25 protein-coding genes and 1 riboswitch are annotated in these 26,227 nt (G+C 55.2%); of the genes, 14 read left to right on the forward strand and 11 right to left on the reverse strand.

Annotated features, from left to right (window positions below; all coding sequences use genetic code 11):
- Positions 1 to 77 precede the first annotated feature (77 nt).
- The 3 genes from purU to hmpA form a co-directional block, all read right to left on the reverse strand.
- The gene (gene purU, locus AD930_RS00965; RefSeq protein ID WP_061491723.1) at positions 78 to 917 is read right to left on the reverse strand and encodes a formyltetrahydrofolate deformylase; all 840 of its coding nucleotides are present in this window, start codon (positions 915 to 917) and stop codon (positions 78 to 80) included.
- Between the two features lie 356 nt (positions 918 to 1,273).
- Positions 1,274 to 1,693 carry a DUF488 domain-containing protein gene (locus AD930_RS00970; protein WP_061504793.1) on the reverse strand — a complete coding sequence of 140 codons (420 nt, stop codon included), beginning with the start codon at positions 1,691 to 1,693 and terminating at the stop codon, positions 1,274 to 1,276.
- An 18-nt stretch (positions 1,694 to 1,711) separates the two neighbouring features.
- On the reverse strand, positions 1,712 to 2,959 hold the full coding sequence (gene hmpA, locus AD930_RS00975) for an NO-inducible flavohemoprotein (protein WP_061504794.1): 1,248 nt from the start codon (positions 2,957 to 2,959) through the stop codon (positions 1,712 to 1,714).
- 90 nt (positions 2,960 to 3,049) lie between these two features.
- On the opposite strand from hmpA, the gene AD930_RS00980 reads away from it, so the two are divergent.
- From AD930_RS00980 to AD930_RS01000, 5 genes are all read left to right on the forward strand, one after another.
- A complete protein-coding gene (locus AD930_RS00980; RefSeq protein ID WP_043551746.1) occupies positions 3,050 to 3,538 on the forward strand; it encodes an RrF2 family transcriptional regulator in 489 nt (162 codons plus the stop codon).
- A gap of 128 nt (positions 3,539 to 3,666) precedes the next feature.
- Positions 3,667 to 5,058 carry an inorganic phosphate transporter gene (locus AD930_RS00985; protein ID WP_061504795.1) on the forward strand — a complete coding sequence of 464 codons (1,392 nt, stop codon included), beginning with the start codon at positions 3,667 to 3,669 and terminating at the stop codon, positions 5,056 to 5,058.
- A gap of 240 nt (positions 5,059 to 5,298) precedes the next feature.
- Entirely contained in the window at positions 5,299 to 5,838 is a 540-nt protein-coding gene (locus AD930_RS00990; protein ID WP_244150445.1) for a hypothetical protein, read from the forward strand.
- A 243-nt stretch (positions 5,839 to 6,081) separates the two neighbouring features.
- Complete coding sequence (locus tag AD930_RS00995; protein ID WP_244150446.1) at positions 6,082 to 6,621, forward strand: hypothetical protein; 540 nt, start codon at positions 6,082 to 6,084, stop codon at positions 6,619 to 6,621.
- Positions 6,622 to 6,878: 257 nt separating this feature from the next.
- Positions 6,879 to 7,418: a hypothetical protein gene (locus AD930_RS01000; protein WP_244150447.1), complete on the forward strand. Its 540-nt coding sequence runs from the start codon at positions 6,879 to 6,881 to the stop codon at positions 7,416 to 7,418.
- Positions 7,419 to 7,661: 243 nt separating this feature from the next.
- Here the strand turns inward: AD930_RS01000 and AD930_RS01005 are convergent, their stop codons facing one another.
- Positions 7,662 to 10,124, reverse strand: coding sequence for a Hint domain-containing protein (locus AD930_RS01005; protein WP_061504796.1), 2,463 nt, complete (start codon positions 10,122 to 10,124; stop codon positions 7,662 to 7,664).
- A 689-nt stretch (positions 10,125 to 10,813) separates the two neighbouring features.
- Between AD930_RS01005 and AD930_RS01010 the strand changes: the two genes are divergently transcribed.
- Entirely contained in the window at positions 10,814 to 11,581 is a 768-nt protein-coding gene (locus AD930_RS01010; protein ID WP_043551749.1) for an SDR family NAD(P)-dependent oxidoreductase, read from the forward strand.
- 93 nt (positions 11,582 to 11,674) lie between these two features.
- On the opposite strand, the gene AD930_RS01015 is transcribed toward AD930_RS01010, so the two are convergent.
- Positions 11,675 to 12,688 carry a DMT family transporter gene (locus tag AD930_RS01015; RefSeq protein ID WP_197461322.1) on the reverse strand — a complete coding sequence of 338 codons (1,014 nt, stop codon included), beginning with the start codon at positions 12,686 to 12,688 and terminating at the stop codon, positions 11,675 to 11,677.
- A gap of 198 nt (positions 12,689 to 12,886) precedes the next feature.
- Positions 12,887 to 12,952, forward strand: a riboswitch (Fluoride riboswitch).
- 82 nt (positions 12,953 to 13,034) lie between these two features.
- Here AD930_RS01015 and crcB point away from each other — a divergent pair.
- The 4 genes from crcB to AD930_RS01035 all read left to right on the forward strand — a co-directional run bounded on the left by crcB (position 13,035) and on the right by AD930_RS01035 (position 15,738).
- Positions 13,035 to 13,487 carry a fluoride efflux transporter CrcB gene (gene crcB, locus AD930_RS01020; RefSeq protein WP_043551753.1) on the forward strand — a complete coding sequence of 151 codons (453 nt, stop codon included), beginning with the start codon at positions 13,035 to 13,037 and terminating at the stop codon, positions 13,485 to 13,487.
- Between the two features lie 70 nt (positions 13,488 to 13,557).
- A complete protein-coding gene (locus AD930_RS01025; protein ID WP_061504797.1) occupies positions 13,558 to 14,250 on the forward strand; it encodes a M23 family metallopeptidase in 693 nt (230 codons plus the stop codon).
- A 177-nt stretch (positions 14,251 to 14,427) separates the two neighbouring features.
- Positions 14,428 to 14,634, forward strand: a complete 207-nt coding sequence (locus AD930_RS01030; RefSeq protein ID WP_043551757.1) for a cold-shock protein — start codon at positions 14,428 to 14,430, stop codon at positions 14,632 to 14,634.
- Positions 14,635 to 14,793: 159 nt separating this feature from the next.
- Complete coding sequence (locus AD930_RS01035) at positions 14,794 to 15,738, forward strand: DMT family transporter (RefSeq protein ID WP_061504798.1); 945 nt, start codon at positions 14,794 to 14,796, stop codon at positions 15,736 to 15,738.
- Between the two features lie 40 nt (positions 15,739 to 15,778).
- Here the strand turns inward: AD930_RS01035 and AD930_RS01040 are convergent, their stop codons facing one another.
- Together AD930_RS01040 and AD930_RS01045 are read right to left on the reverse strand one after the other, a co-directional pair.
- On the reverse strand, positions 15,779 to 16,165 hold the full coding sequence (locus tag AD930_RS01040) for a VOC family protein (protein ID WP_061491513.1): 387 nt from the start codon (positions 16,163 to 16,165) through the stop codon (positions 15,779 to 15,781).
- Between the two features lie 126 nt (positions 16,166 to 16,291).
- Positions 16,292 to 17,317, reverse strand: coding sequence for an SDR family oxidoreductase (locus AD930_RS01045; protein ID WP_061491514.1), 1,026 nt, complete (start codon positions 17,315 to 17,317; stop codon positions 16,292 to 16,294).
- Positions 17,318 to 17,581: 264 nt separating this feature from the next.
- On the opposite strand from AD930_RS01045, the gene AD930_RS01055 reads away from it, so the two are divergent.
- The 4 genes from AD930_RS01055 to AD930_RS01065 are packed head-to-tail and all read left to right on the forward strand — an operon-like array spanning position 17,582 to position 21,856.
- Positions 17,582 to 18,517 (forward strand): sulfotransferase, encoded by a 936-nt coding sequence (locus tag AD930_RS01055; RefSeq protein WP_061504800.1) that lies wholly within the window; start codon positions 17,582 to 17,584, stop codon positions 18,515 to 18,517.
- A 6-nt stretch (positions 18,518 to 18,523) separates the two neighbouring features.
- Positions 18,524 to 18,700, forward strand: coding sequence for a hypothetical protein (locus AD930_RS17590; RefSeq protein WP_156476794.1), 177 nt, complete (start codon positions 18,524 to 18,526; stop codon positions 18,698 to 18,700).
- A 36-nt stretch (positions 18,701 to 18,736) separates the two neighbouring features.
- Positions 18,737 to 21,301 carry a glycosyltransferase gene (locus AD930_RS01060; protein ID WP_061504801.1) on the forward strand — a complete coding sequence of 855 codons (2,565 nt, stop codon included), beginning with the start codon at positions 18,737 to 18,739 and terminating at the stop codon, positions 21,299 to 21,301.
- 33 nt (positions 21,302 to 21,334) lie between these two features.
- Entirely contained in the window at positions 21,335 to 21,856 is a 522-nt protein-coding gene (locus AD930_RS01065; RefSeq protein WP_208598540.1) for a GNAT family N-acetyltransferase, read from the forward strand.
- A 134-nt stretch (positions 21,857 to 21,990) separates the two neighbouring features.
- Here the strand turns inward: AD930_RS01065 and AD930_RS01070 are convergent, their stop codons facing one another.
- From AD930_RS01070 to AD930_RS01085, 4 genes are all read right to left on the reverse strand, one after another.
- Complete coding sequence (locus AD930_RS01070) at positions 21,991 to 23,160, reverse strand: acyltransferase family protein (protein WP_061504802.1); 1,170 nt, start codon at positions 23,158 to 23,160, stop codon at positions 21,991 to 21,993.
- A gap of 98 nt (positions 23,161 to 23,258) precedes the next feature.
- Positions 23,259 to 24,083: a ferritin-like domain-containing protein gene (locus tag AD930_RS01075; RefSeq protein ID WP_043551770.1), complete on the reverse strand. Its 825-nt coding sequence runs from the start codon at positions 24,081 to 24,083 to the stop codon at positions 23,259 to 23,261.
- Positions 24,084 to 24,245: 162 nt separating this feature from the next.
- Positions 24,246 to 24,677 carry an acyl-CoA thioesterase gene (locus AD930_RS01080; RefSeq protein WP_043551772.1) on the reverse strand — a complete coding sequence of 144 codons (432 nt, stop codon included), beginning with the start codon at positions 24,675 to 24,677 and terminating at the stop codon, positions 24,246 to 24,248.
- A gap of 50 nt (positions 24,678 to 24,727) precedes the next feature.
- The gene (locus AD930_RS01085; protein WP_244150448.1) at positions 24,728 to 26,188 is read right to left on the reverse strand and encodes an AMP nucleosidase; all 1,461 of its coding nucleotides are present in this window, start codon (positions 26,186 to 26,188) and stop codon (positions 24,728 to 24,730) included.
- Between the last annotated feature and the right edge of the window lie 39 nt (positions 26,189 to 26,227).

Consider the following 26,227-nt stretch of genomic DNA (forward strand, 5'->3'; position numbering starts at 1 on the left):
CGTTGCCAGCGTTGCCAGCGTGGGGCGGGGAGGCCTCTGTCGTCTGGTCCGGGAAGAGCATGGCGCGTGCTTTACTGTCAGGAAAAGATGATAGTGCGGTGGCCGTTGAGCATCACGCGCTGTTCCACATGCAGTTTAACCGCACGGGCCAGCACCTGAGATTCAATGGAGCGGCCAGCCGCGACGTAATCCTCGGCAGACAGGCTGTGGGTGACGCGGGCGGTTTCCTGCTCGATAATCGGGCCTTCATCCAGATCTGGTGTCACGTAATGCGCGGTGGCACCAATCAGCTTCACGCCCCGTGCAAAGGCCTGATGGTAAGGCCGCGCGCCCTTGAAAGACGGCAGGAAGGAGTGGTGGATGTTGATGATGCGCCCATTCATTTCTGTTGAGAACGCATCGGAAAGCACCTGCATATAGCGGGCCAGCACAATCAGATCGGCTTTGGTTTCGCTCACAAGGGCGCGCAGGCGGTCTTCCTGCTCGGCTTTGTTGTCCTTGTTTACCGGCCAGTAATAGTAGGGAATGCCAGCCTGTGCGGCAGTGGCGGCGCTGTCCTGATGGTTGGAGACAATGGCCACAATTTCGGCCCGTAGCCAGTTGACGCGTACCTGATACAGCAGGTTGAGCAGCGCGTGGTCAAACTTTGACACCATGATGATCAGGCGCGGCAGGACTGCGGCGTCGTGCAGGCGCATGGTCATATCGAATTCGGTTCTGACCGGCTCCAGACAGGCGCGGATGTCTTCCATGGAGGCAGGGGTGGTAAAGGCCAGCCGCATAAACAGGCGGTGGGCAGTCCGGTCACTAAACTGGTGGGTTTCCAGAATGTCTGCGCCCTTGTCTGCCAGAGCGGTGGAAACAGCAGCAACAATGCCCGGTTTGTCCGGGCAGGAAAACGTCAGGGTAAAGTGCATAGTGCGGTAGCGGTCCTTGTGTCGGCCCGCCCTGCCGGAAGGCAGCAGGGCGTAAGAGGGCGTGGAGTGTGCCAAGGGCCGCGCCATACGGCAACCAGCGGCAGGACTCGCCAGGGAACGCGGGTGGGAAGCCGCTGATGTGGATGACTCGCCTTTTTAGCGAATCGTTAAGACTGTCCACCCGGCAGATGAGTCAATCACAAAAATGTCAGAAAAGCCCTGAGCCGCAGAAAACAGCCATTTATACTGTGTCTGTTCTTGGGGAGGCGAGTCTGTTTATCCACAGAAGACGGGGAAAGACTGTGGGAAAACTCTGTGGATAGTTTTGTGTAAGGCTGACAGGTAGTGCATTCTTTTCACGTTTCCCGGTTTGTTCTGTTCTGCCGGGCTGAACGCTCCCGCAGGTAAGCGGCCAGAACCACCGCCTCGTTCTGCTCCGTATTTCTGGCGCCAAATAGCAGGGTAAGTGGCCGTTCACGGGCCAGTGCTTCAAGCTGCTCCACGCAGGCTGGGTTGGCGTCCAGCTCGGCCCGGTAGCGTTGGCAAAAGCCGTTCCAGCGGGCCGGGTCATGCCCGAACCACTGGCGCAGCTCTGTGGAAGGCGCGATGTCTTTCAGCCACAGGTTCAGCGCTGCCCGTTCCTTACTTACACCGCGCGGCCACAGGCGATCGACCAGAACGCGGGTGCCGTCTGTAGGCAAAGGCGGATCATAAATACGCCGGACCTGTAGGCCCACGCAGCGCGGGGGAAGGGAAGCGTCTGGCTGGGTGGGCATAAGAGGGTCCTTGTAAAATCAGGCAGCGTTCAACGCATCGTCCAGCGTCGTGGCCGGGCCGAAGACTTCACGCCGTAGGCGCTCTTCCGGCACTCCGGCAGCGCGCAGGCCGGTCATCATGTCCTGCATAAAACACTCCGGGCCGCACAGGTAATAGAGGGCATCCGCAGGGGTGTTAGCCCTGACCCAGTCCGGCGTGATGCGCCCGGCATGGGGTGTGGTGCCGGAGGTGGCCTGCGCAGGCAGGGTGTCTGCAGGGCTGTGGGTGTAGAAAACATCCGCCTTAATCGCCCCTTTGGCGGCCAGATCCCGCACCAGTGCGCCAAAGGCTTCCGTCTGCGCGGTGTCCGTGCCGTGGATATACTGCAAGGGCGCGTGGGCGCTGGCCGGGCAGCCGTGCGCGGCGGCAGCGGCGCGGGCTTCCAGCATGGCGATAAACGGGGTCAGCCCGACGCCGGCACTCAGCAAGACAATGGGAGCAGACTGTGGGGAGGGCAGGGTGAAGGACCCGGCCGGGGCAGAAACCTGCACCTCCGTGCCAACCTGTGCGCTGTCATGCAGCCAGCCTGAAACCAGCCCTTTCTCAGCCCGACGCACACTGATGCGATAGCTGCGGCCATTGGGCGCTGAGGAAATGCTGTAATTGCGCCGCTGGTTGCCGTGGCCGGGCACGGTGAGGGAGAAGCTGAGATACTGGCCGGGTTTGTGGGCCATAACGGGGTTGCCGTCGGTGGGTACCAGCTCGAAGGACGTAACCAGCGCACTCTCTGGCGTGCGGCTCTGGATGGTAAAGGGCCGCCAGCCTGCCCAGCCACCGGAGGCGGCCTCATGCGCCTTGTAAATCTCGTTCTCCCGGCTAATCAGCACATCCGCCAGAAAGCCATAGGCTTTGGCCCATGCGTCCATAATTTCCGGCGTGGCGGCATCCCCCAGCACCTGCGCAATGGCCCCCAGCAGGGCCTGACCGACATGCGGGTAATGTTCGGGCAGGATGTTCAGCCCCACATGTTTTTCCGCAATGCGCTCCACCATGCCGCCAAGCTGATCGAGGCTGTTGATGTTGCGGGCATAGGCCAGAACGGCGAGTGCCAGAGCGGTGGGCTGGCTGCCATTTTTCTGATGCGCGCTGTTGAACAGGGCGCTGATGGCGGGGTCTGCCAGCAGGCGTTTGTACATCTCTGTGGTGATGGCCACACCGTGGGCTTCCAGTGCGGGAACGCAGGCGGTGACGGTGGCGCGGGTCTTGTCGTCGAGGGGGGTGACCATGGGGATGGCCTCCTGTTCTTTAAGGTGTATATTTCATACATCTTATAGAGCGCTGGAAAAAATGCTGTCAACTGGACTACAACCAAAGCCATGCGCCTGACTCTGTACACAGATTACGCCCTGCGAACGCTCCTCTATCTGGGGGTGCACGCAGACCGTCGCGTTTCTATCCGCGAGGTGGCGCTGGCCTATGGCATTTCAGAAAATCATCTGGTCAAGGTCATTCACCATCTGGGCAAAGGTGGTTTTGTGGACACTTTGCGTGGGCGCAACGGGGGGCTGATGCTCTCCCGCCCACCTGAGCAGATCAACCTTGGCGATGTGGTGCGCCACACGGAGGATGATATGGCGCTGGTCGGCTGCATGGTGCCGCCCGGCAAGGAAAATGCCCGTGCCGGGGAGGGCTGTGTTCTGGCCTCCGGCTGCACTCTGCGCGGGATGCTGGGGGAGGCGCTGGGGGCCTTTATGGCCGTGCTGGATGGCCGCACGCTGGCGGAGCTGCTGGGGCCTTATGAGGTCAAAACGCTGCGCGAGGCCGCCCCGGGCACGGAAAAAAAGACCGGTGAAACGGCAGAGTAACGCGCTGTATTCCCCACAATTCCGCCATGAAATGCAACTTGGCCTTTTAAAATCAATTTAACGGATTAAAAACCGGAGCGCCTTCCTCTATCAACGGGCGGCACAAAAGAAGGGCTGTCCGTTTTCTCATGCTGCATTTCACGCCAGACTCACCGTCTTCCATTATCGCGCTGCTGGTCTGTGGCCTTCTGGTTTGCGTGTTTGAGTTTGTGAACGGGTTTCATGACACCGCCAACGCTGTGGCGACGGTCATCTACACGCGCTCGCTCCGGGCCGGCACGGCGGTGGTGCTTTCGGGCATCATGAATTTTCTGGGCGTGCTGGCCGGCGGCCTGAGTGTGGCCTACGCCATGGTGGAACTGCTGCCACCGGATGTGCTGTCCCCGCCGGATGGCACGCCTGCGGTGCCCATGCTGCTCTCCCTGTTTGGCACGGCGCTGGTGTGGAACCTGCTCACATGGCGGGCGGGCATCCCCAATTCCAGTTCGCATTGCGTGATTGGCGCGATTGTGGGCGTGGCCATTGGCGATGCGCTGGTGCATGCGCGCAGCCTGAGCGAAGGGGTGGACTGGCATCAGGTCACCAAGGTGCTGGAAGCGCTGGCCGTCTCGCCTCTGCTGGGGCTGGTTGGGGCCGCGCTGTTCTATCTGGCGATGCGTGCTGTGGTGAAGGACCCGGCATTGTACCAGCCCCCCACAGGCGACGCCCCGCCACGCGGCTGGGTGCGCTGGCTGCTGGTGGCCAGTTGCAGCGGGGTCAGTTTTTCTCATGGGAATAATGACGGGCAGAAAAGCATCGGCCTGATTATGCTGGCGGTGGTGGGGCTGATGCCCGCCCTGTACGCGCTCAACCCGCTTGAAGCCCACCGCCTGCCGTTGCCGGTGGAGCAGGCCACGCAGATTGAAACCCTGCTGGAGCAGTATGACCATAACGGCCTGCGCGCCGAGGCTCTTGCGGCTGCGTCGCGGCTGAAAGCGGAGGGCGAGGCCGCCGCACAGCATGACGGCACCGCACCGCAGGTGGGCCCCCGCGCTGCCGTGGCGCAGCGGGCCGATGTGTTTGAAGTGCTGGCCGGGCTGAAGCAGGTCGAGCATGTGTCCAGCGTGCCGGGTGCAGAGCGTAAGCAGGCAAAAACGTTGCGGCAGGGATTGCAGCCGGTGGTGGAATTTGCACCGTGGTGGGTGCGGTTGCTTAGCGCCCTGTGCCTCAGCCTTGGGACTATGATTGGCTATAAGCGCATTGTCCGCACGCTGGGTGAAAAGATTGGCCGCACGCATTTAACCCCCGCACAAGGGGCATCCGCCGAACTGGTAGGGGCAGGACTGATTTTGACGGCCGGCTATACCGGTCTGCCGGTTAGCACCACGCATATCATTACCGCCGGGATTGCAGGCAGCATGCTGGGTGCAGGCAGCGGCGTGCAGAATGGCATGGTGGGGCGCATTGCACTGGCGTGGATTGCCACGCTGCCAGTAACAATCCTGATGGCGGCTGGGTTGTTTTATGTGCTGAGTTTGTGAAGTCAATAACGTGTTTATAGGAAATTAAGCGCGAAAATCTGTGATAATTTCTTGAGTAATGCGTTTGGTATAGAGCGATAGGTATGATTTTGATTTTATGGTGATCATCGATCAATTGCTATCAAATCACCAAGGCGTTCTTTTTATTTTTTCTTTTTAGAACAGAAAAAAACTAAAAAAGGTGGTCGCTCGCCCCAATATTGTAACGAAGAAAATTAATTTTCAAATTAAGGATATCGTATGAAAAAGGTATCAGACAAAAGAGCCGTTATCATGAGAACAAAGAAGTATTACGCAATATATTGTCAGGATGTTTTGGGTGGTAGTATTTTTTCTTCGACGGGATCTTCTGTTGTTTTGCCGAGAAAAGAAATGACCGTTCAGTGGATAGGAGAAAATTTAAGAAAATCTCTTATGGAGAGTCATAATTATTATTTAGATTTTTATAATTGTTCGACTGATGATCCTGAGCGTGAAAAAGTTATAGATTTGTCCCGGTCTGCGGAAAGAGCGTTCTGGTTTGGAATCAGGGACAGGTTTGGCTTCAAGGACCATCTTGTCGCGGTGTCAAAATCGGCTGCTGTCTTTGTCAGCTGGGAGTATGAGCAGACAGATCAGATCTGTTTTCTGGCCACCCGAGGACGAGGTGCGGGGCATTCTGCCTGGTATTTGGGAGAAGATGAGGGCAAGGTCTTCTACGTTTCAAGTCACGCTTCTGATGAAGAGATCGCGAGTGTGGCTCTTCAGGCACTTGATGCGTGTCAGCCTAATTATGCGTGAGATCTGGATGTGCTGCTGTCTGTGTTAGATGAAGAACTGGGGCAGGCGTTGCTGATGGTGATGGAGCAGGATTGCCACCTTGGCAGTGACAATCCTGATGGAGGTGGGATTGTTTTTATTTTACGTTAATGATCGGTCAATTTCTATCAAATCATTCTTTTTAGAACAGGAAAAACTAAAAAAAGTGGTAACTCGCCCCAATATTGCAACGAAGAAAATTAATTTTCAAATTAAGGATATCGTATGAAAAAGGTGTCGAAAAAAAAAGCCGTTATCATGAGAACGAAGAAATATTATGCAATATATTGTGAGGATACTCTGGGCGGCATTATTTTTTCCTCGACGGGATCTTCAGTTGTTCTTCCGAGAAAAGACGTGACCATTCAATGGATAGGAGAAAATTTAAGAAAATCTCTTATGGAGAGTCATGATTATTCTTTGCAATTTAATAATGGGTCGGGGAATGACTCTGAGCGTGAAAAAATTTTAGAGTTGTCCCTGTCTAAGGGGAGAGCGTTCTGGTTTGGTATCAGGGACAGATTTGGCTTCAAGGACCATCTTGTCGCGGTGTCAAAATCGGCTGCTGTCTTTGTCAGTTGGGAGTATGAGCAGACAGATCAGATCTGTTTTCTGGCCACCCGAGGGCGAGGTGCGGGGCATTCTGCCTGGTATTTGGGAGAAAACGAGGGCAAGATCTTCTACGTTTCAAGTCATGCTTCTGATGAAGAGATCGCGAGTGTGGCTCTTCAGGCACTTGATGCGTGTCAGCCTAATTATGCGTGAGATCTGGATGTGCCGCTGTCTGTGTCGGATAAAGAACTGGGGCAGGCGTTTCTGACGGTGATGGAGCAGGATTGCCACGTTGGCAGTGACAATCCTGATGGAGGTGGGATTGTTTTTATTTTACGTTAATGATCGATCAATTTCTATCAAATCATTCTTTTTAATTTTTCTTTTTAGAACAGCAAAAAACTAAAGAAGGTGGTAGCTTGCCCCAATATTGTAACGAAGAAAATTTATTTTCAAATGAAGGATATCGTATGAAAAAGCTATTGAGAAAAGAAGCTGTTATCATGAGAACAAAAAAATATTACACAATATATTGTAAGGATGTTTTGGGTAGTATTATTTTTTCCTCGACGGGATCTTCTGTTGTTCTTCCGAGAAAAGAAGTGACCGTCCAATGGATAGGAGAAAATTTAAGAAAATCTCTTATGGAGAGTCATGATTATTCTTTGCAATTCAATAGTCATTCGGGGAATGATTCTGAGCGTGCAAAAATTATAGATTTGTCCCGGTCTGCGGAAAGAGCGTTCTGGTTTGGAATCAGGGACAGGTTCGGCTTCAAGGACCATCTTGTCGCGGTGTCAAAATCGGCTGCTGTCTTTGTCAGTTGGGAGTATGAGCAGACAGATCAGATCTGTTTTCTGGCCACCCGAGGGCGAGGTGGGGGGCATTCTGCCTGGTATTTGGGAGAAGATGAGGGCAAGGTCTTCTACGTTTCAATTCACGCTTCTGATGAAGAGATCGCGGCAGTGGCTCTTCAGGCGCTTGATACGTGTCAGCCTAATTATGCGTGAGATCTGGATGTGCCGCTGTCTGTGTCAGATGAAGAGCCGGGGCAGCCATTACTAAAGATGATGGAGCAGTGCGAAGGCTATAACGTCAAACGTCCGGCCTCCGAGCGTCCAGCTTCGAAAAAGCCCAAGGGCTGAAATGACATGTTCTGTTTGGTCGCAGTCGCCTGATTCGAGAAACTATGTTTTTTGAATAATTTAAAAAGAGGGATGCATTTTTCACGAATGCATCCCCCTTCTGTTTAATTAAGCAGAAAGGCTTTCTGTGGCCGTGTTGTCTTCTGCCACGGCATAGGGGCCGGCAGCGCAAACGGTCAGAGCCAGCAGGCAAACTTTTCCGCGTGTGCTGTCAGAAACAGGCAACGTGGCACAGCCATTTGTCCAGACGGAGCTGGCGTCTTCATGGCGTGCGTACCAGCCCTGAGGGGGCACGGGCTGAAGGTGGGCCACAATGTCTTGCTTTTGCTGGCCAGCGACAAGCGTCATGCTTCCGACAGCCACACCCAGTTCCCGACGATCATCAACAAAAGGACCAACCACATCGGACGGGCGGCTGGTGCGGGAGATAAGACGCACATGCTCAGTGTTGGGGGGCAGCATGAAGGTGTACTGTCCGCCTTCATGACGCACCGGGCGGAGAACCTGCGCTTTGTTGGTGACGAGGTGGAGATCAGGATCATGCGTGACCTGAACAGGCGGCGTTGAGGAGGCATGCCCGAACAGCACGGTCCCACGGGCTTCAAGATCCCGGAAAATCAGCTCCACAAAACTGCGCTCAACACACAGCGGAGCCGCGGCATCCTGCTCCCAGCTCTGGCGCGTGCCATGCAGGGTCACAACGGGGCCTTCCTGACGGAACGTGCTGCGGTTGCCGGTGTCCAGATAGCTTTCCGTTAGCGCACCATCTGCGCAAATGACTGCGTGCTGTTCGGTCTCCACATGATAGTAATCGTAGCTGCTAATGCTGGTGTCATAAACAATGGAAATTCCATTCACCAGCATACGGGCGGGCACAAAACGGCCCTTCAGGAACAGGCTGTGTTCAGGGGTCACCAGCAGGTCTTTGTAGGGGACGCCGTCAGACAGCGCATCTTTGCGAATACGCACAGGGTAGCCTGCTTCATCCGCATGCAGGCCTGCACGGACAGTCGTGTGGGCTTTCCCCGTCCATCTGACAGAGGCTGGCTGTGCGACGCCCTGAACGTAGGAGAGGACCGTGTCACCCTGACGCAGCTCTTCAACCGCAACGTCACCATCCGGGGTCCGGATCATGCTGCCAGCCAGAAAGCAGACTTCACCAAACGCTCCGCCATGCCCATCGCTGGTAAGCTCAAAGCCGGTATTTTTAACGCCCGGAATGTTGAGGGTAATTGTGGCTTTGTTGGCGAGGGTCACCACAACCTGGTCGTCTGACGGATAAGCGTAGGAGACGCCATCGGCAGAGACGCCGGCCAGATCAATGCTGTCAGAATTACCGGGCGCCGTGCCGGTAAACCCGTTGATGACAGTGCTAACGGTGCCACCATTTTCCAGCCCGGAAATAGTCAGCCCGTGGTTGGCATCAGTCGGCAGAACAACAGACCCACCCGCATTGTTCCAGATGGTTGCGGAGCCGCCAGCCTGAAGGGTAACGACGCCGGAGATCGTCCCGCCACTGGCCACACTGAGAATGCCGGTGCTGGCAATGCTTGTATCCCCAAGTGTTGCGCTGGGTTCCACATAGATTTCACCACCGGGGGTGATTGTGTTGTTATCTGCACGGCCACCCGTAGCAATATCAAGCACACCGCTGGTGTTGATGGTGGTGCCTGTTGCAGAACCTGCCAGAGCCAGACCGCCACGGCTGTTGACTGTGGTGTTGATGGCAGACCCACCGGCACTCACCTGCAATGTTCCCCAGTCTCCGACCGTAACCGCAGACATGGTTGCACCGCCGGAAACGATCACGCTGTAAACAGATGTTCCGTTGCCATTGATGCTGGCACCGCTCACTGTGGCGGAATTCAGTGTGCCACCGCTATCCACAACAACCTGACCGCTGAGAACGGTTGTTTGTGTCGCAACACCGCCTCCTGCAATTTCCAGCATGCCGGTGCGGTTGACTGTTGTGTTTGTGGCTGAACCCGCAACCGCAAGCTGTCCGTTGCTTCCAACAGTTGTGACGTTGGCGGAGCCTCCGGCCTTAACAAGCAGCGCACCAAAGTTATCGAGCGTCGTATTGGAAACAACAGCGCCGGAATCGACGAGTGTGGTGTTATTAACAACACTGACGTTATAGGCCGAAGCCCCGTTTCCGACTTCAAAAGCAGTCTGCCCCGTAAAGTTACCCGACGCCGATACGGTTACGGCGGATGCGACTGTTCCGTTCACCAGGGTCAGCTTGGCTGCGTCATTAATGGTCACGCCGCTAAGGACTGCTTTATCGATCGCAGAGCCGTGTGCCCCATTCTGCAGGGTAAGGTTGTAGCCATTCCCCCCAAGAAAAGTCAGTTCCGAACCGCTTTGCGCAGTGAGGCCCGACGTTGTTTTGTAATCATTTTCAAAATTAGCACCGCTTTGAAGCACGGCGTTGTTAACGGTTGAGTAATTATAGACTTTCCCACCGTTATTGACTGTTAAGCCAGAAACAGTCCCAGCCAGGATTTGAAGCGTGTTTCCGCTTGTGACGGTGACATTATTCGCATTGGAATAAATTTGCGTCCCACTCATTTTTCTTCCTATCCAAAGAAATATTCAAATCATCCTCCTCATCGCGTGCGATTGAGAAAATAATTTGAATATTAGTTTGATGTTTTGTGAATTTTTTTGTGATTATTATTTGTATTAATAATCATGATATTAACTAACTGTGCTTTTCTTTAGGATTGATTTAATGCCCTACGTGAAATCGATCATTTTCTGGACCTTTTTTAAGGCAGACCATGAATCGTGCAGGAAGACTTTTGGCCTATTGTTTATGGAGAACCAATAACCAGCAGGAAAAACCAAACATAAAGAAAAATTAGAGTCTATAGTGTGTGTTTTTTTTATCCTTACTTTGTTTAGACAATAAAATAATATTTTTTAACTAACCAAAATCAATTGAAAAAAAGTTTTACAGGCTCAACTGTTCGGTTAAACATTCGTTAATGTATTGATAAGATAGATAAATTTAAGCCAGCGTTTATTAAAATATTATTTTTTAGATGGAGTTCTCAAGAGTTAGTTCTTATACTCTTAGAGAATCTCGCAAGAATATCTTTCAATTTTTACGCTTTTCGACACAATTATACCAATTTTTTATTATAAAATGTAAAATCTCTGTTTCTGTTTTCAGAGAGCAGCCGTCTCCCCGTGACAGTTTCTGCTCTTTTGACGCATGATGGGGCAGGAGTTCCCCCTTTATGGAGAAGAGAGCAATGACACAGCCCCTCAAGACAGTTCTGGTCACCGGTGCCACGGCAGGGTTTGGCCACGCCATTGCGTTGCGGCTGGTGAAGGACGGGTACCGCGTAATTGCCACGGGCCGCAGGCAGGAGCGTCTGGATGCGCTGGCAAAAGAGGCCGGCCCCGCGCTGCTGCCGTTCAAGCTGGATGTGACGGACCTTGCGGCCGTGCAGGCTCTGCCGGCCTCGTTGCCGGAAGGCTGGCAGGACGTGGATGTGCTGGTGAACAATGCCGGTCTGGCGCTCGGGCTGGAAAAGGCATGGGAGACCAAATTTTCTGATTGGGAGCGCATGATTGCCACCAACGTGACCGGCCTTGTGGAAATCACCCGTGCGCTGCTGCCCGGTATGGTGGCGCGCAATAGCGGGCACGTTATTTCACTGGGCAGTACGGCGGGCACGTATCCGTATCCGGGGGCCAATGTTTACGGGGCCAGCAAGGCGTTTGTGGAGCAGTTCATGCGTAACCTGCGGAGTGATCTGCTGGGCAAGCAGGTGCGGGCCACAACCATTGCGCCGGGTCTGTGTGGCGGCAGTGAATTTAGTGAAGTGCGTCTGGGTGACAAAGCGCAGGCGGATGCCGTGTATAACGGAACCAAACCGCTACTGCCGGACGATATTGCGGAAACCGTATCCTGGGTTCTCGCACTCCCCGCGCATGTGAACATTAACCATGTGGAAATGATGCCCACCTGTCAGGCCTCTGCCGGTCTGGCGGTGGATCGGACAATGGCGGGGTAAACGCCTCTTTGCGGTCCCAATAAAAATGCCGTGCCCTTATTTGAAAGGGGCACGGCATTTTTTGTGTCAGGAAAGCTGTCTTGCGGTCAGGGCTTATTTGGTCGGGGCAATTTTGTCCGCAATGGCCTGCTGGCGATCCCGCAGGGCTTTTTCCTTTGCCTGTTTAGCGGCGATTTTCTCCGCAGCCTTGGCGGCCTTTCTGGCCTGCATGCGTTCCAGCCGTTCCTTCATGGCCATGCGTTCATACCGGATGCGCTGGCGGATCCAGTTGAGCAGGCCGGAGAAGGTGACAACCACAATGCCCACAAAGGTCCAGCCATCCAGCGGCTGATGGAACACCAGATAGCTCAGCGCTACGCCCCATATCATCTGGCTGTATTGCGGCAGGGCCACACGGTTGGCGGGCGCGCGGGCCGTGGCCATCATCATCAGCAACTGGCCAAAGGCAGCCAGAAAGCCATAGCCAAACAGATAGACCCATGTGCTGACACCGTGCGGCCACGTGGCGTGTGCCCACATCAGGATGCCATTGCCCACCAGCGGGCCAACAAGGCTGGAGCCAAAAAGAGAAAGCCGGGCGCTGTCCTGCCCGGCCAGACGGTAGGCAATCACGCTCACAGCGTTAGCGACGGCGGCAATCAGGGCGCACAGGTGCCCAAAGTGCAGGGCGCGCACGCCGGGGCGCAGCACAATCAGCACACCAATAAAGCCCAGCACCACGGCCAGCCAGGCCCAGGCGGTCACTTTCTCCTTGAGCAGCACCACAGAGAGAATGGTGACAAACAGCGGCATGAGGAACATCAGCGAGAGCGCTTCGGGCATGGGCAGCAGCATGAAGGCTTCCACGCTGGCTGCCGTGGCCACAAACGTACACACCGCCCGCAGCGCCCACATGGCGGGCTCCTGCGTGCGGAACACATCGCTGTAGGATTCTTCGGGCTTGCGGATAAACGGGAGAAGAAGCAGGCCAAAGACCCCGCCGGAGAAGGCGACCTCAAACGGGTCGAGCCGTCCCCCAAGCAGCTTGGAGAAGGCATCACTGATAGCGAAGGAGGCAAACGCCCCCAGAGCCAGCGTAATGCCGGAGAAGAGAATTTTGGGGTCCATATACTGCCTGTACTGTTCTGGTGGTCGAGCCGCGGGTGAGAGAAGAGTGTTCTTGCACACCGGCATGTTCCGGCTTCTTCTCGCGCAATAAGCAAAAAACGGCGTGGGTTGGAAGTACATTTGCACGATCAGGGGGCGGGGGTGATGCTGGGTTGCGTTTCCCTGCCAGCTTGAGCCAGCGGGACAGCCGCCTTATAAAAGCAGCAAGGGGATGGGGTTCCCCCTTTAACCGCCCTTGCAAGGGCTGATGACTCCTGCCGTAACCATCTGGCGGGAGACGTGCGTCTTTTTCCCGCCACAGCACGGCGGGCGTTCTGGAAAGCCCGCCAGAATGAAAGGCCCGAGAATGTCTTTTACGTCCTGTCTTCTGGTCATGCTTGGCGGTGCGCTGGGCACGCTGGCGCGTTATATGATGACGATGCTGACCGCCCCCCTCAGCCGTATGATGCCCTGGGGCACCATTGTGGGCATTAATGTGGTGGGGTCGTTCATCATTGGCTTTTTCAGCACGCTGACGCTGGCGGACGGGCGCTACCCTGTTTCTGACAACACGCGCCTGTTTGTCATGATGGGCCTGTGCGGTGGCTACACCACCTTTTCGTCCTTCAGCCTGCAAACGCTGGACCTGCTGCGGAGTGAGGCCTGGGGGCGGGCGCTGGCTAACGTCACGCTGTCTGTCCTGCTGTGCATCAGCGCAGTCTCACTCGGCCATCTGCTCGCTACGCATCTGAACGGCCAGTATGTGCAGCTGACACAGGCGGAGGAGCAGAGTGACATGGAAGGGGAAATGGAGGGGTAAAGCCGTCCATTCTCTTGCGCGGCAGGGTGGTGCAGTGCAATCTCATTTCTAATTCGGAATGAGAGGGGCGATGAAAAAGATTTTGTCCGGGGCCATGATGCTGGCCGTGATGATGGGGAGGCTGAGTGCGCCCGCTCTGGCAAAGCCCACGGCGGAGCAACAGCACAAGATGGACCAGCAGCTTAAGGCCATGGGCCTGCCGCCGGGGCTGGGACGCTGGGTGGATGATCCGGCGGACATTCATCAGGTCACGCTGGCCCCGCTGTTTGAGAAGCCCTTTGCCTGCTCGGAGCATCCGCTCGGCCAGTTGCATGGTGCGGGGGATGCGCTGGGCACGGATTGCATGGTGGTGGGCGGTTTTGAAACCGACCATGGCTTTGCCAAAATGTATCGGGGTGACGGCACAAAAAATACCGACTGGTATGGCTGGCACACGCCTGTACATGCACCGATTGATGGTGTGGTGAAATATATCCACCTCAATACTGAGACCAACACCCCCGGGAACATGGGCAAGCCGCCTGCGAGCATGATGCTGTTTGAACGTGCTGACGGGGTGACCGTCGTCTACGCGCATCTGACGGAGCCGGTTGTGAAGGTGGGGGACCATGTGACGGCCGGGCAGGTTGTGGCGATTGATGGCAATAACGGCGTGGCGCGGAATCCGCATATTCATGTGGGGGCGTATCGTGAGGGTGAACCCCTGCAAATCCGCTGGGATCTGCGGGCTATGGGCAAAATTCCGGGTATGACCGATAATTGATTTTACTCTGAGTGCGGAATTCCCTTGCATTCTCCTCCGGATAGGCGCACCACAGTGGCCAGCGGGTGCTTTTATCCGGGTTTTCGGCGCGTGTTGCGTTCGGTATATCTCCTTAAAAGTTATGATTTCGTGTGTGTTTTGTGCACGACCGCATTTGTTTGTGAAGGAGCCTTTGTTATGGCAACAGGCACCGTAAAATGGTTTAACCCCACCAAGGGTTTTGGTTTCATTCAGCCGGAAGATGGTGGTCAGGATGCGTTCGTTCACATCTCTGAACTTGAGCGCGCTGGCATGCACACTCTGAACGAAGGCCAGAAAGTCTCTTACGAGCTCGAAGCTGGTCGTAACGGCAAGACATCTGCAGTGAGCATTAAAGCACTCTAAGTGCTTTAGGCCGCAGATTTGCTGTGTGGAAAAGCCGCCCTTTGGGGCGGCTTTTTCTGTTTTAGCCCCTTTTCAAAACACAAATAACCCTGTCGCGCACCGCTGGCATTGTCTTTGTCCAACAAGGGCAGCAAGATCCCTGCCGGGGGAGTAAAGCAGATGAGCCAGACGGGGCGTGGAATTCTGTACGGTGCGGGAGCCGGTGCCTTGTGGGGGCTGGTGTTTCTGGCGCCGGAACTTGTGCGGTCCTTCAGCCCGTTGATGCTGGCCGCCGGGCGGTATCTGGCCTATGGGCTGCTTGCAGGTGTGCTGCTTCTGCCGCGCTGGCGGCGTGTTTCTGCGCAACTGAGTGCGCGAGACTGGAAAGCCCTTTTCTGGCTCTCTCTGGCAGGCAACACACTTTATTATACTCTGCTGTCTCAGGCCGTACAAACCGGAGGCATTGCCCTGACCTCTCTCGTCATCGGTTTTCTGCCAGTCGCCGTCACGGTTATTGGGAGTCGGGATCAGGGGGCGGCCCCGTTGAAGTCCCTGCTGTTTTCTCTGGTTCTCTGTGCTGCCGGGGTGGTGTGCATTGGCTGGCAGGCTTTGGTTGAACCCCATCCATCCGGAAATACAGGCGTCGGATTATTGTGTGCAGTAGGCGCACTTGTGTCCTGGACAGCCTATGCGGTGGGAAACAGCCGGTGCCTGACCCGCCTGCGTTGTGTGTCTGAACATGACTGGAATTTGCTGACCGGCGTTGTGACCGGCGCACAGGCCATTGTGCTTGTGCCGTTTGCCCTGTGGGCGAACGCCGTGCCGCATTCTGCAGGCGCATGGGCACGCTTTGCAGGTGTTTCCGCAGGTGTTGCGCTGCTGGCGTCTATTTTTGGGAATGCGCTCTGGAACCGTATGAGCCGCCTGCTGCCGCTGACCATGACGGGGCAGATGATCTTATTTGAAACACTTTTTGCGCTGCTCTACGGATTTTTATGGGAGCAAAGGCTGCCACGGCCTTTGGAACTGGCGGCTTTTGGACTGGTTGCAGCCAGTGTCATGTCCTGCGTTTCGGTCCATAGAAAGCATGGACCACAGGCAAAAGAACCCTGCCAGACTGTTTGAGTCTGGCAGGGAAGGCAGAAAAAAGTCAGATAAAACCGGCTTATTTAGCAGGCATGACGTACAGAGCGCACAGCTTGTTGCCGTCCGGGTCACGCAGATAAGCCAGATAAAGATCGCCATTGGGGGTGTGGCGCACGCCCGGCGGATCTTCAATGGCTTCCCCGCCATTGGCCACGCCGGCTTTGTGCCAGGCGTCGGCTTCTTCCGGGCTAGCGGCTGCAAAACCGATGGTGCTGCCATTGCCGCCCGTGGCAGGCTCACCATTCAGCGGTTTGGTAATCATCAGACGGCCACCCCGATGCGTGTAGGCCAGACGGCCTTTGGCATTAGGTTCAGCAGGGGCGCAGCCCATGGCACCTAAAGTGGCATCATAAAACCGCTTGGAGCGGGCAATATCGTTACTGCCAAGCATGATATGGCTGAACATGAAGCGTTTTTCTCCTCACCCGGTATGGGAACGCGCAGAGTAGCGCGATACCGGGCATCGTCAAATTCTGTTTCTGGCACAGGGAGAGTGCTTTGGGGGTATGGCTGGCGCGGTGTGCCGCCAGACTTATGGCAGGCCCACGCCGCCATTGGCGCCAATAATCTGGCCTGTCATGTAGCTGGCGTCATTGGAGGCCAGAAGCACATAGGCCGGGGCCAGTTCCGCTGGCTGGCCGGGGCGCTTCATGGGCACGGTTTCCCCAAATTTCTCGACATTTGCCATTGTCTGCCCACCGCTGACCTGCAACGCCGTCCAGAACGGGCCGGGGGCAATGGCGTTGACGCGAATGCCTTTGCTGACAAGCTGCTTGGCCAGTCCCTTTGCAAAATTGGCAATGCCTGCCTTGGTGATTGAGTAGTCCAGAATATTGGTGGACGGCTCATACGCGTTGGTGGAGGAGGTGAAGATCATCGCGGAGCCGGGCTGCATGCGCGGAATAACCGCTTTGGTCAGCCAGAACAGGGCGTAGAGGTTGGTCTTCATCGTCCAGTCGAACGCTTCTGTCGTCACGTCCAGCAGGTCATCATGTGTCTGCTGGCGGCCTGCGCAGTTGACGAAGATATCCAGACCATCCAGCTCCACAAAGGCTTTTTCAACAAGCTGTTTGCAGAAGGCTTCATCCCGCAAATCCCCCGGCAGGGCGACAAACTTGCGGCCTTCCTTGCGGACCAGATCACCCACTTCGGCAGCGTCCGCTTCTTCCTGCGGCAGATAGTTAATGGCGACATCCGCGCCTTCCCGCGCATAGGCAATGGCGGCGGCGCGGCCAAGCCCGGAATCTCCGCCGGTAATCAGCGCCTTGCGCCCCTTGAGTTTGCCGCTGCCAACATAGCTTTTCTCACCGTGGTCGGGCCGGGGGTCCATTTTGGAGGCAAGGCCGGGCCAAGGCTGCGGCTGGGCTTTAAACGGTGCGTGCGGATACAGGGTGCGGGGGTCTTTAAGCGGGGAGGAGGACATAGCGTTCTCTTTCACAGTCTGGGCCGCGGCAAGGTTGACGAAGACGGGCGTGCCAGCCGCTGCCGCCACGCCTGCCATTTTCAGAACGGTGCGGCGGTAGGTGCTGTGTTTGGGGGCCGGTGTTTCGTCAGTCATGCGGAGGTCCTTTCGCATCAGGCCACAAATCCGGCCTGAATGTGTCTGTCTGGCCTGCGGCTTTAAGGGTTCAGGTAAACTGACGTTCCGGCAGCGGAGGGGTTCCCGGGCAGGGGTTGTGCGCGGTGCATGGCAGGAGAGAGCGATGAGAAGGCCTCAAAATAAAAAGGCGTTAATATATTCTCTTCTAAAAACTCCTTATATTTGACATCAAGTGCAAATATCGTAAAAAAATCAGTCATAAAAAATAAGAGGATATGTCTCGTGAAGCGTCTTTTTATACTTGCGGGGTTTCATAAAACAGGCACAAGTTCTGTGCAGCGTATTCTCTCCACTCTTCATGATCAGGAAAAGCTGAAGGAAAATCCATCTCTACATTATTTTGAAGCTGGCCGGATGCAGAACTGGGTCTCTCATTCCGGTGTTGTCTATGATTTGCTTGCAAATAATCGTGAGTCTCTTCGCAAAATGCAGGAAGAGGCAAAATTGTCCAGGTCTGAGACAGGCGTGATTTCATCCGAGGATTTTTCATATTTGTTTTCCTGCGGAGTTTTACAGGAAACGATTGATGCCTTTACGGACCTTGATGTGCATCTTGTCTACTTTGTGCGTGCTCATGATAAGTGGATTGAGTCCATGTATAATGAAGACGTCAAAAGGATGCGGGTTAATTGTGAAATATCAGACTATATCCAATCAAAAATAAACTCTTTTTCATTTTTAAGAGCAATAAATTTTTCGGAACGATTTATTAAAAAAGAAAATATACATGTTTTTATTTTTGATCCAAAAACGTTTTCTTCAAATATTATGGATCTTCTTGGTGTGGGGGATATATGGGATGGCCAGACACCCTGGGATAATCCATCGCTATCGGTCAATTGTGTGGAACTCTTGCGCCATATGAGCATGGAATACCCCGAACTTGTGCATAATGTGGAGATGTTGATTGACAATCTTTACCGTTTGCAGGGACATCTGGGGCTTGAGACGGATCTTTCCTTTATGTCTTCTGATCATAACGCAATGATATTTAATCATTATTTTGAAGAGAGTATAGGTCTGTCTGAATTGAGTGGCGGACCATCAATTCCTTTCTGGACACCAAGAACCGGACTATTTATCACTCAATCTCAGCAGAGTCGTGCCTTGGAATTTATGAAAACCGTAATTTCGGGGGATATTAAAGGAATGGGATAATTCAGAATGAATGAAGTTTCTTTACTTAATAAAAAGAAAGCAAAATTTGGTATTTATTTTGATTGGCCGTTAAATTCTCGGTCTGGTGGTCCTACAGGCTACCTCAGTACATTATTTGAGGGGTTGTCTACTCTGTTTAACGGTGCTGAGGTTGAGTTGATTTCTCAGCCAAAGCCAAGCTAGGAATATCTTCCTGGCGCGTGGGGTCTGCCTGATGGCGTGCCGCTGTTTTCTGAAATAAACAATTTGTATAAATATGCCGCTCTTGTTGAGAATAATAAAACGCTTGAAGAGGCGGCGTATTTTGCTGAGATGGATCAATTCAGGCTTTCAGATGATGCAGTAAAGGAGATTAAAAAGCAGTCTTATGAGGCAATTCACGCTCATACAACTGTTGATCTTCTTAAACTGCACTTCTCGCTCACCCGGGAGGGGCGACGGCATGTCACCAAACTGATTTTGACAAGCCATTGTCCTGAAGCGCCCGCCAAGGAGTGGTCCGAGGTGGCCTTCGCCAACGGCGCGGACTCGCAGGTCGCTCAGAAGCTGTATGAAGTCTATAGTGTGCTGGACCGACTGGCCTTCATGTTTGCTGATGTTCTGATTTTTCCATGCCCGGAAGCCATGGAGCCTTATCGCGGCTCTATTCCTGATTTTGACAGGCTATATCGACACAAGCCTGTGTATTTTGTGCCAACAGGCAGTAAGACCATGCCGGTTAAGGCCTCCCGCAAGGACGTGCGTCAGACGCTTGGTCTGAGCAATGCGTTTGTTCTTGGGTATATTGGCCGCCACAATGTTGTGAAAGGCTATGACCGTTTAGAGCGTCTGGCTGAAAAACTTTTCAAAAAATATGACAATGTCAGCATACTTGTGGGTGGGAAAGCCGGGCCACTGCCAACCGTTGAACACCCGAAGTGGATTGAATATGGCTGGACCACAACACCCGGTGATATTGTTAATGCTGCGGATGTTTTTGTCGTTCCCAATCAGGCAACCTATTTTGATCTGATTGTTTTGGAAGCTCTCTCGCTAGGCGCAATCCTAATTTTGTCCAGAACAGGCGGAAACCGGTATTTTGAAGGACAGTCATCGGGTATTTTCCTGTTTTCGGATGATGATGAGTTCATGGATATTATAGCGCATCTGCGGGCGATGCCGCAGGAAAAATATGAGGCGCTGAAGCAGCAGAATAAGGAACTTTTTGAAAAAAATTATACGGAGCAGGTCTTCGCTCAAAGATATCTGAACGTTCTTAAGGAGATTACTGCCCCGCTTAAACGGGTCAAAAAAGCAGCTACGGGTCGATATGCCTCTCCCAAAGTCAGCATTATTGTCCCGGTTTATAATGTTGCTCCCTATGTCGGCCAGTGTATCCGCTCCATTCTGGCACAGTCCTACACAAACTTTGAACTGTTGATTGTTGATGATGGATCAACAGACGGAAGCTCCGGCATTATTGAGGCGTTTTTAAACGACTCTCGCGTGCAAATTCTCACGCAGACTAATAAGGGTCTTTCCGCTGCGCGAAATTACGCGTTGGAAAAGGCACGGGGAGAATGGGTATCCTTTATTGATGGGGATGACTATCTTGATCCAGATTTCCTGAAAACGCTTCTGGATACCTGTGAAAAGGATAAAACAGAAGTTGCTGTCTGTGCGATCAATGAGTTTGATGCAGAAGGAACGCACTATCAGGATACGATCCATGATGAAATAAAGTTCTACGGGCAGGCAAGTGGTAGTTTGATCAATATGTCACCCTTCATACCGGTGACATTTTATCCTAGTGCCTGGAACAAACTTTATAAGAGAAGCCTGTTCGATACGATCCATTACCCTGTTGGCTTTCTGTATGAAGATCATCCCGTCCACTGGGAAATCATGCTCCGCACCGAGCGTTTCTCGTACATACGGCGGCCGCTCTATTTCCATCGCACAGATGAAAAAAGTCGCATTTCCAGAGGTGGGGATAGAAGAAATTTTGAAATCTTCTACATCATTTCTTATATCTACTCCCTGGTCTGCAAGGATTACGGCTATTACACCGCAAAGCATGTGATAGCGCAGATCTTGCAGAGACTGGTTTGGGAACGCTCCTGGTCAATTGTCGACCCGGCGATTAAGCACGAGATGTCCTGGCTTTTTGAAATCCACAGAAAGCTTCTGGAAGTCTGTGAGTCTGAATTAACCGGGAACAGGGACTGGTTTATTACGAGCGATTTTCTTGATGAGCAGCATAAATACCGTTCCAAACTGGTGCATGAAAAACACCCGAGTGATCGTTACCACTATCCCCTCCGCAACAGGGTCAGTGTCACGAATAGAACGGCAGGGCCGAGTGCTGCTGTTGAGAGTCTGGTCCATGCGGACTGGGATGCGGGATCGCTTCTTGTGCATCCACATATGGGTGGTACGACAATTGCTGAAATTTTCGGGATGGGGGGCTTTGGAGCAGCACGCCTCCTGGCCGTGTTCAGTCTTGAAAATGAGCAGGCTCCGGAAATTGAGGTGTCAGTATGGGCCTCTCCTTTTCGGGTCATGGATACGTCTGTGTTTGACGAGGACCCGGAGGAAAGCAGCCTTTGCATTCTGCCTTGGCGTATGCTCAAAGGCTGGCAACGAGTTTCAATTCAGGCCGAGATTGCGCATCTGACTCCCACGCACTGGCTTTATATCTGCTCCAGAGTGAAAAAAGGCGGCCCCGTCGATGCTTTTGCTTGGCTACATGTGAGAAAAATGGCCATTGCGAAGATAAAGCCGGATTTTCATAACATTGTCTGAGAAAAGAGAGTGATAGACGAGAAGAAATCTAAAGTGCCGTCTCTGGAAACGGATCGTCTGCTGTTTCAGGCCCCGCGACGGGAGGATTTTGAGGACTTCGCCGCCATGCGGGCGGACCCGATTGTGGCGCGCTACACTTCTGGTAAGCCGGAAAGCGGCAACGCCACATGGGGCAGGCTGCTGCATTACAGAGGGCTGTGGGGCATTATGGGCTTTGGCTTCTGGATGGTGCGGGAAAAGCAGACGGGCCGCTTTGTGGGCACGATCGGTTTTAATGAGGCGCATCGCGGGCTGACGCCGTCCATGGATGACATCCCGGAAGCAGGCTGGGTTCTGGCCTCATGGTGCCACGGGCAAGGCTTTGCGACAGAAGGCGTAAAAGCCGCCTGCGCGTGGCTGGATACACAGACGCCGTATAGACGCTCTGTGTGCATTATTGCGCCAGCCAACACGCCATCAATCCGCATTGCAGAGAAAAACGGTTTCTCTTTGTTTGCAACCACGCAGTATCTGAATGAAGAAACGCTGATGTTTGAGAGAAAGGTTGCGGGCTGACAGCCTTATTCCTGAATACGGCATGGGTTTTAGAAGGGTTTTGAAGGGCGTTATGACGATGGCCAGACTATTGTCGGGTGTCGGTTTAACCTGAGAAAACGCCCATACTTTTTGAAAGATGGGCGCATTGTCTTTTAAGAGGCTTTTTGAATCCGGCCCAAACGCTGGCGCAGGGTGCGGTTGAGCGGTTCAGAGAAATGACGGCTGATTAGGCTTGCCAGCAGGCCGGAGCCGATGAGGAAGACGGGCAGGAGGGCCAGCCGCTCAAACCCGGTTTGGGACACGGTTCCGGGCGGCAGCACGGTACGGAGCAGGCCCAGAATAATCAGGTGGAACAGGTAGAGTTCGTAACTCAGGCGGCCCGTTCCTTCTACGCCGCGCAGGAGGCGGGAGCGGGTGGTGAGGGGGCCGTTTGCATGATGCGCGGAGGCAATCAGCAGCACCGCAGTCCCCAGCGCCATGGCGGAAACGCCCCAGATATTGGTGGCCCCGATGGACTTCCAGAGATAGAGCGCGACCATGCCCGCAATAACGGCAGGCTGAAGCAGGCGCGCTGCAAGCCCGTCCAGCCGCCAGTGGGTAGCCACCACAGCGGCCATGCAGCCAATGGCAATCCCGTCGAATGAGGCCAGATAAGCAAACAGGAAACCGGATTCATCATCCTGATGCCCCATGCGGTAAAACGGACCAACCAGCGCGACCGCTGCCCAGAACAGCATGATAAGCGGTTGACGACGCAACACCAGCGCGACCAGCGGGAAGGTGAGGTAAAATACTTCCTCCACGGACAGGGACCACAACACGCCCAGCGCGTAATTGGCCCAGTCATAATGGGCAATAAACACATTCATGCTGAAGGTGAGGGCGGCCAGATTGGCCCGCATCATGGCGGCAAGGGGAGAAAGGCCGGGAATGTGCGTGGCGAAAATGGGGATGCCCGCCAGAGCAAGCCCGTTGACCAGCGCCAGTAAAAGCAGCAGGCACGGCACAATGCGCGCAATGCGAAAAGCGTAGAACGTGCGGGCCTTGATGGCGGCCAGACTGCCATAGCGGGCCAGCGTGTTGCTGGTAATCAGGAAGCCGGAAATGACAAAAAACAGCGTAACGCCGTAATTGCCGTTGCGCGCTACCGCCCGCACGCCTTCTGGCGTGAGCAGCGTGCCCAGTGCGGAATGGCCCAGCGGATAGGCAATGCAAAAATGGTGGAACAGCACCAGAAGAATGGCAATGCCGCGGAGCAGATCAATCCGTCGGTTGCGGTGGCCGGGGGTAACCGGCGGTGGTTCGGGCGGCGGGAGGGGCATGGGGAACCTGTCTGGCAGAAGGACAATCCAGACGGTTGTGGCAGCGGTTCGTGGTTAAAATAGGACGGTTCCGCAATGAAAAACCCGCAGGCGTAGGGTCAGGATACCCCGGCCATGCGGGCAAACTTGCGCTGGCGGCTGAAGAACAGCTTTTCCGTGATGAAAAACGCCAGATCCTGAATTTTGCTGTGCGGCGTCAGGCCGATGGTTTTGAACACCATGCTGGTCACGCGGCGCAGGTGGCGCGGCTGATAGTTCTTCATGGCGCGGGACATGTAGGCCGCAATGCAACGGTTGTGGTCGTAGGGCAGGGAGGGCGGCTCGTTGGTGGTGTAGTAGGCGGAGGCGAGTTCATCATCCTCGCTTTCCGTCACCCGGCCCAGTGCAATGCGGGCCCGCTGGAGCGTGCTGATGCGCTCGCGCTTCAGGTAGCGGTGCATGTGGTCATAAAACAGTTTGAAATGCCGGAATTCATCAGCGGCAATCTGCTTGCACAGGGCTTTCAGCACTGGTTCATCCGTCGCATCAGCCAGTGCTGAGTAGAAGGAGGAGGTGCCGGTTTCCACCATGCAGCGGGCAATCAGTTCCCCGGTGCGGGAGCCACGGACGGATTCCTCAACTTCCAGCGGGATATGGTAAAAATCCCGGTAGCGCTGGAAGGCGGCCTGATAGTTCCATTCCGGGTCGGCCAGCATGGCCCAGCGGCCCAGCGCATCACCGTGCTGAATTTCTTCCACAGCCCAGTGGTCCGCCGCCTGTTTAAAGTCCGGGTCATCATGAAACACGTTGTTCAGGTAGATGGCGTAATCCACGCTGTTGCGTTCCACCACGGCTGCCGCCTTGATGGCGGGCACAAGCTGAGGGTCCACGCGGGAGGGGTCAAATTTATCCCAGGGTAGCTGGTCAATCTGCCAATGTTTCATCTGCGCCGGTCTCCCGTCCTGCTGCTTTACAACCGTTAGCCGTCTGGCCGTTCCCACGGTGCGCGTCTTCGCGAGTTGGCCCAGAGTGTTGCTCTAGACCATTCCCCGCTGAGACGGAATGCCATGACAGAAAAAAGACCGGCAGACGGAGCCCGCCAGCGCTCAGACCGTGGGGGCAATATCGGGGGAATTACCCGGTGTTGCAGGCGGCAGCGGGCGGGGGCGGCGGTTTTCATCCAGCGCGACAAAGGTGAAGTCCCCTTCCGTCACCTTGGAGGTCAGATGCGTGTGGCGGGCGCGCCGCCATGTCTGCACATGGATAGTCAGGGATGTGCGGCCTTCACGGGTGATCTCGGTGTAAATGCTTACCTCATCCCCCACCACCACGGGTTCCAGAAAGACAACGCCGTTAATGGCGACGGTAGCGGCACGGCCGTTAGCCCGGAAGGCTGCGGTGGTGCCGGCGGCAAGATCCATCTGGGAGATAATCCACCCGCCGAACACGTCCCCGGCCGGGTTGGTGTCGGTCGGCATGGCGATAACGCGGATGGTGGGAACGCCTTCAGGCAGTTGTGAGGCAGAAACAGCAGGCATGAGGGGAAAGTCCTTTAGCAGAAAGGATGAAGCAGGAGTGACACCGGCGGTTACCGGAAGGGGGGCTCATCAAACCCACGCAGTTTGCGCGAGTGCAGCCGGGTGACACCCTGCTGCCTGAGTAAATGCATGGTCTCAATGCCCACCATCAGATGCTGGCTTACGCGCTCACGATAGAACGCATTGGCCATGCCGCGCAGCTTCAGTTCTCCGTGAAGAGGTTTGTCCGACACGCAGAGCAGCGTGCCGTAGGGCACCCGGAAGCGGAAGCCATTGGCGGCAATGGTGGCGGATTCCATATCCACGGCAATGGCGCGGCTCATGTTGATCTGGGTGAACAGATGCGCCAGACGCAACTCCCAGTCCCGGTTATCGGTGGTCATCACCGTGCCGGTGCGCAGGCGGGTCTTGATGGCGGACTCGGGCAGGCCGGTCACCAGTGATGTCGCTTCCTGCATGGCCACCTGCACCTCGGCAATGGGGGGCACGGGCACCCATGTGGGCAGGTCTGCGTCCAGAACGTGGTCATCCCGCACATAGCCGTGGGCCAGAACGTAATCCCCCAGCATCTGGGAACGCCGCAGGCCCGCGCAGTGGCCCACCATCAGCCAGCAATGCGGGCGCAGCACGGCCAGATGGTCCGTCATGGTTTTGGCATTGGCGGGGCCGACGCCGATATTGATGAGCGTAATGCCATCTCCATCCGGGCGGCACAGGTGGTAGGCGGGCATTTGCGGCAGGCTGCCTGTGGGCCCGTCCGCCGGGGTGCTGCCGGGGCCGGTGTAGATCTGCTCGCCGGGTTCAATAAACGCGTCGTAATCCCCCCCGGCATCCACCTGCGCGCGGGCGTAATCGCGGAAGGTATCCACATAGCGCTGATAGTTGGTGAGCAGGATAAACCGCTGGAAAGAGCGGGGTGTGGTGCCTGTGTAATGGTGCAGGCGGGCGAGGGAATAATCCGTGCGCTCTGCCGTAAACAGGGCCAGCGGGCGCGGGGTGGTGGCGTCGGGCAGCAGCTCGCAGTTGGCAATGCTGTCATCCGTGGCGTGCAGGTTGGGCAGGGCGAACTGCTCCTGCAAGAGCCGCAGGTCGGCTTCCGTCAGGCCGGTGACGGCATCTTCCATAACATAAGGCAGCGGGATGGGGTGGCGGGAGCGGCCCACCAGCACCGGCTGGCCGTAATGGTGCAGCAGCGGCTCAATCTGTTCCCGCAGATAGTCGCGGAACAGGGCTGGGCGGGTGATGGTGGTGCTGTAAAAGCCGGGGTCGAGAATCACGTCAAACGGCGGTCGGCCCTGTATGGGGGTGCCGGGGGGCAGTTCCAGCGCGAGGCAAGGATACGTCGCATCCTCCGGCGGGCAGCCCTGCCGGGCGCGGAAGGCGGCGTGGAGCCGCCGGGCACTCGCATCATACAGGGCGCACAGGCGGTCAATGGCGGCATCTGCGGTGGTGAAGGCTTCAAAATCCGTTCCGGCGGCGGCGCGGAGGGCGAGCATATCAGGCTGTGTCATGGGTCTCCTGTGGTAACGGGGTGACCAGATTTATACTGC

Source organism: Acetobacter malorum (genome assembly GCF_001580615.1).
GTDB classification, from domain to species: domain Bacteria; phylum Pseudomonadota; class Alphaproteobacteria; order Acetobacterales; family Acetobacteraceae; genus Acetobacter; species Acetobacter malorum.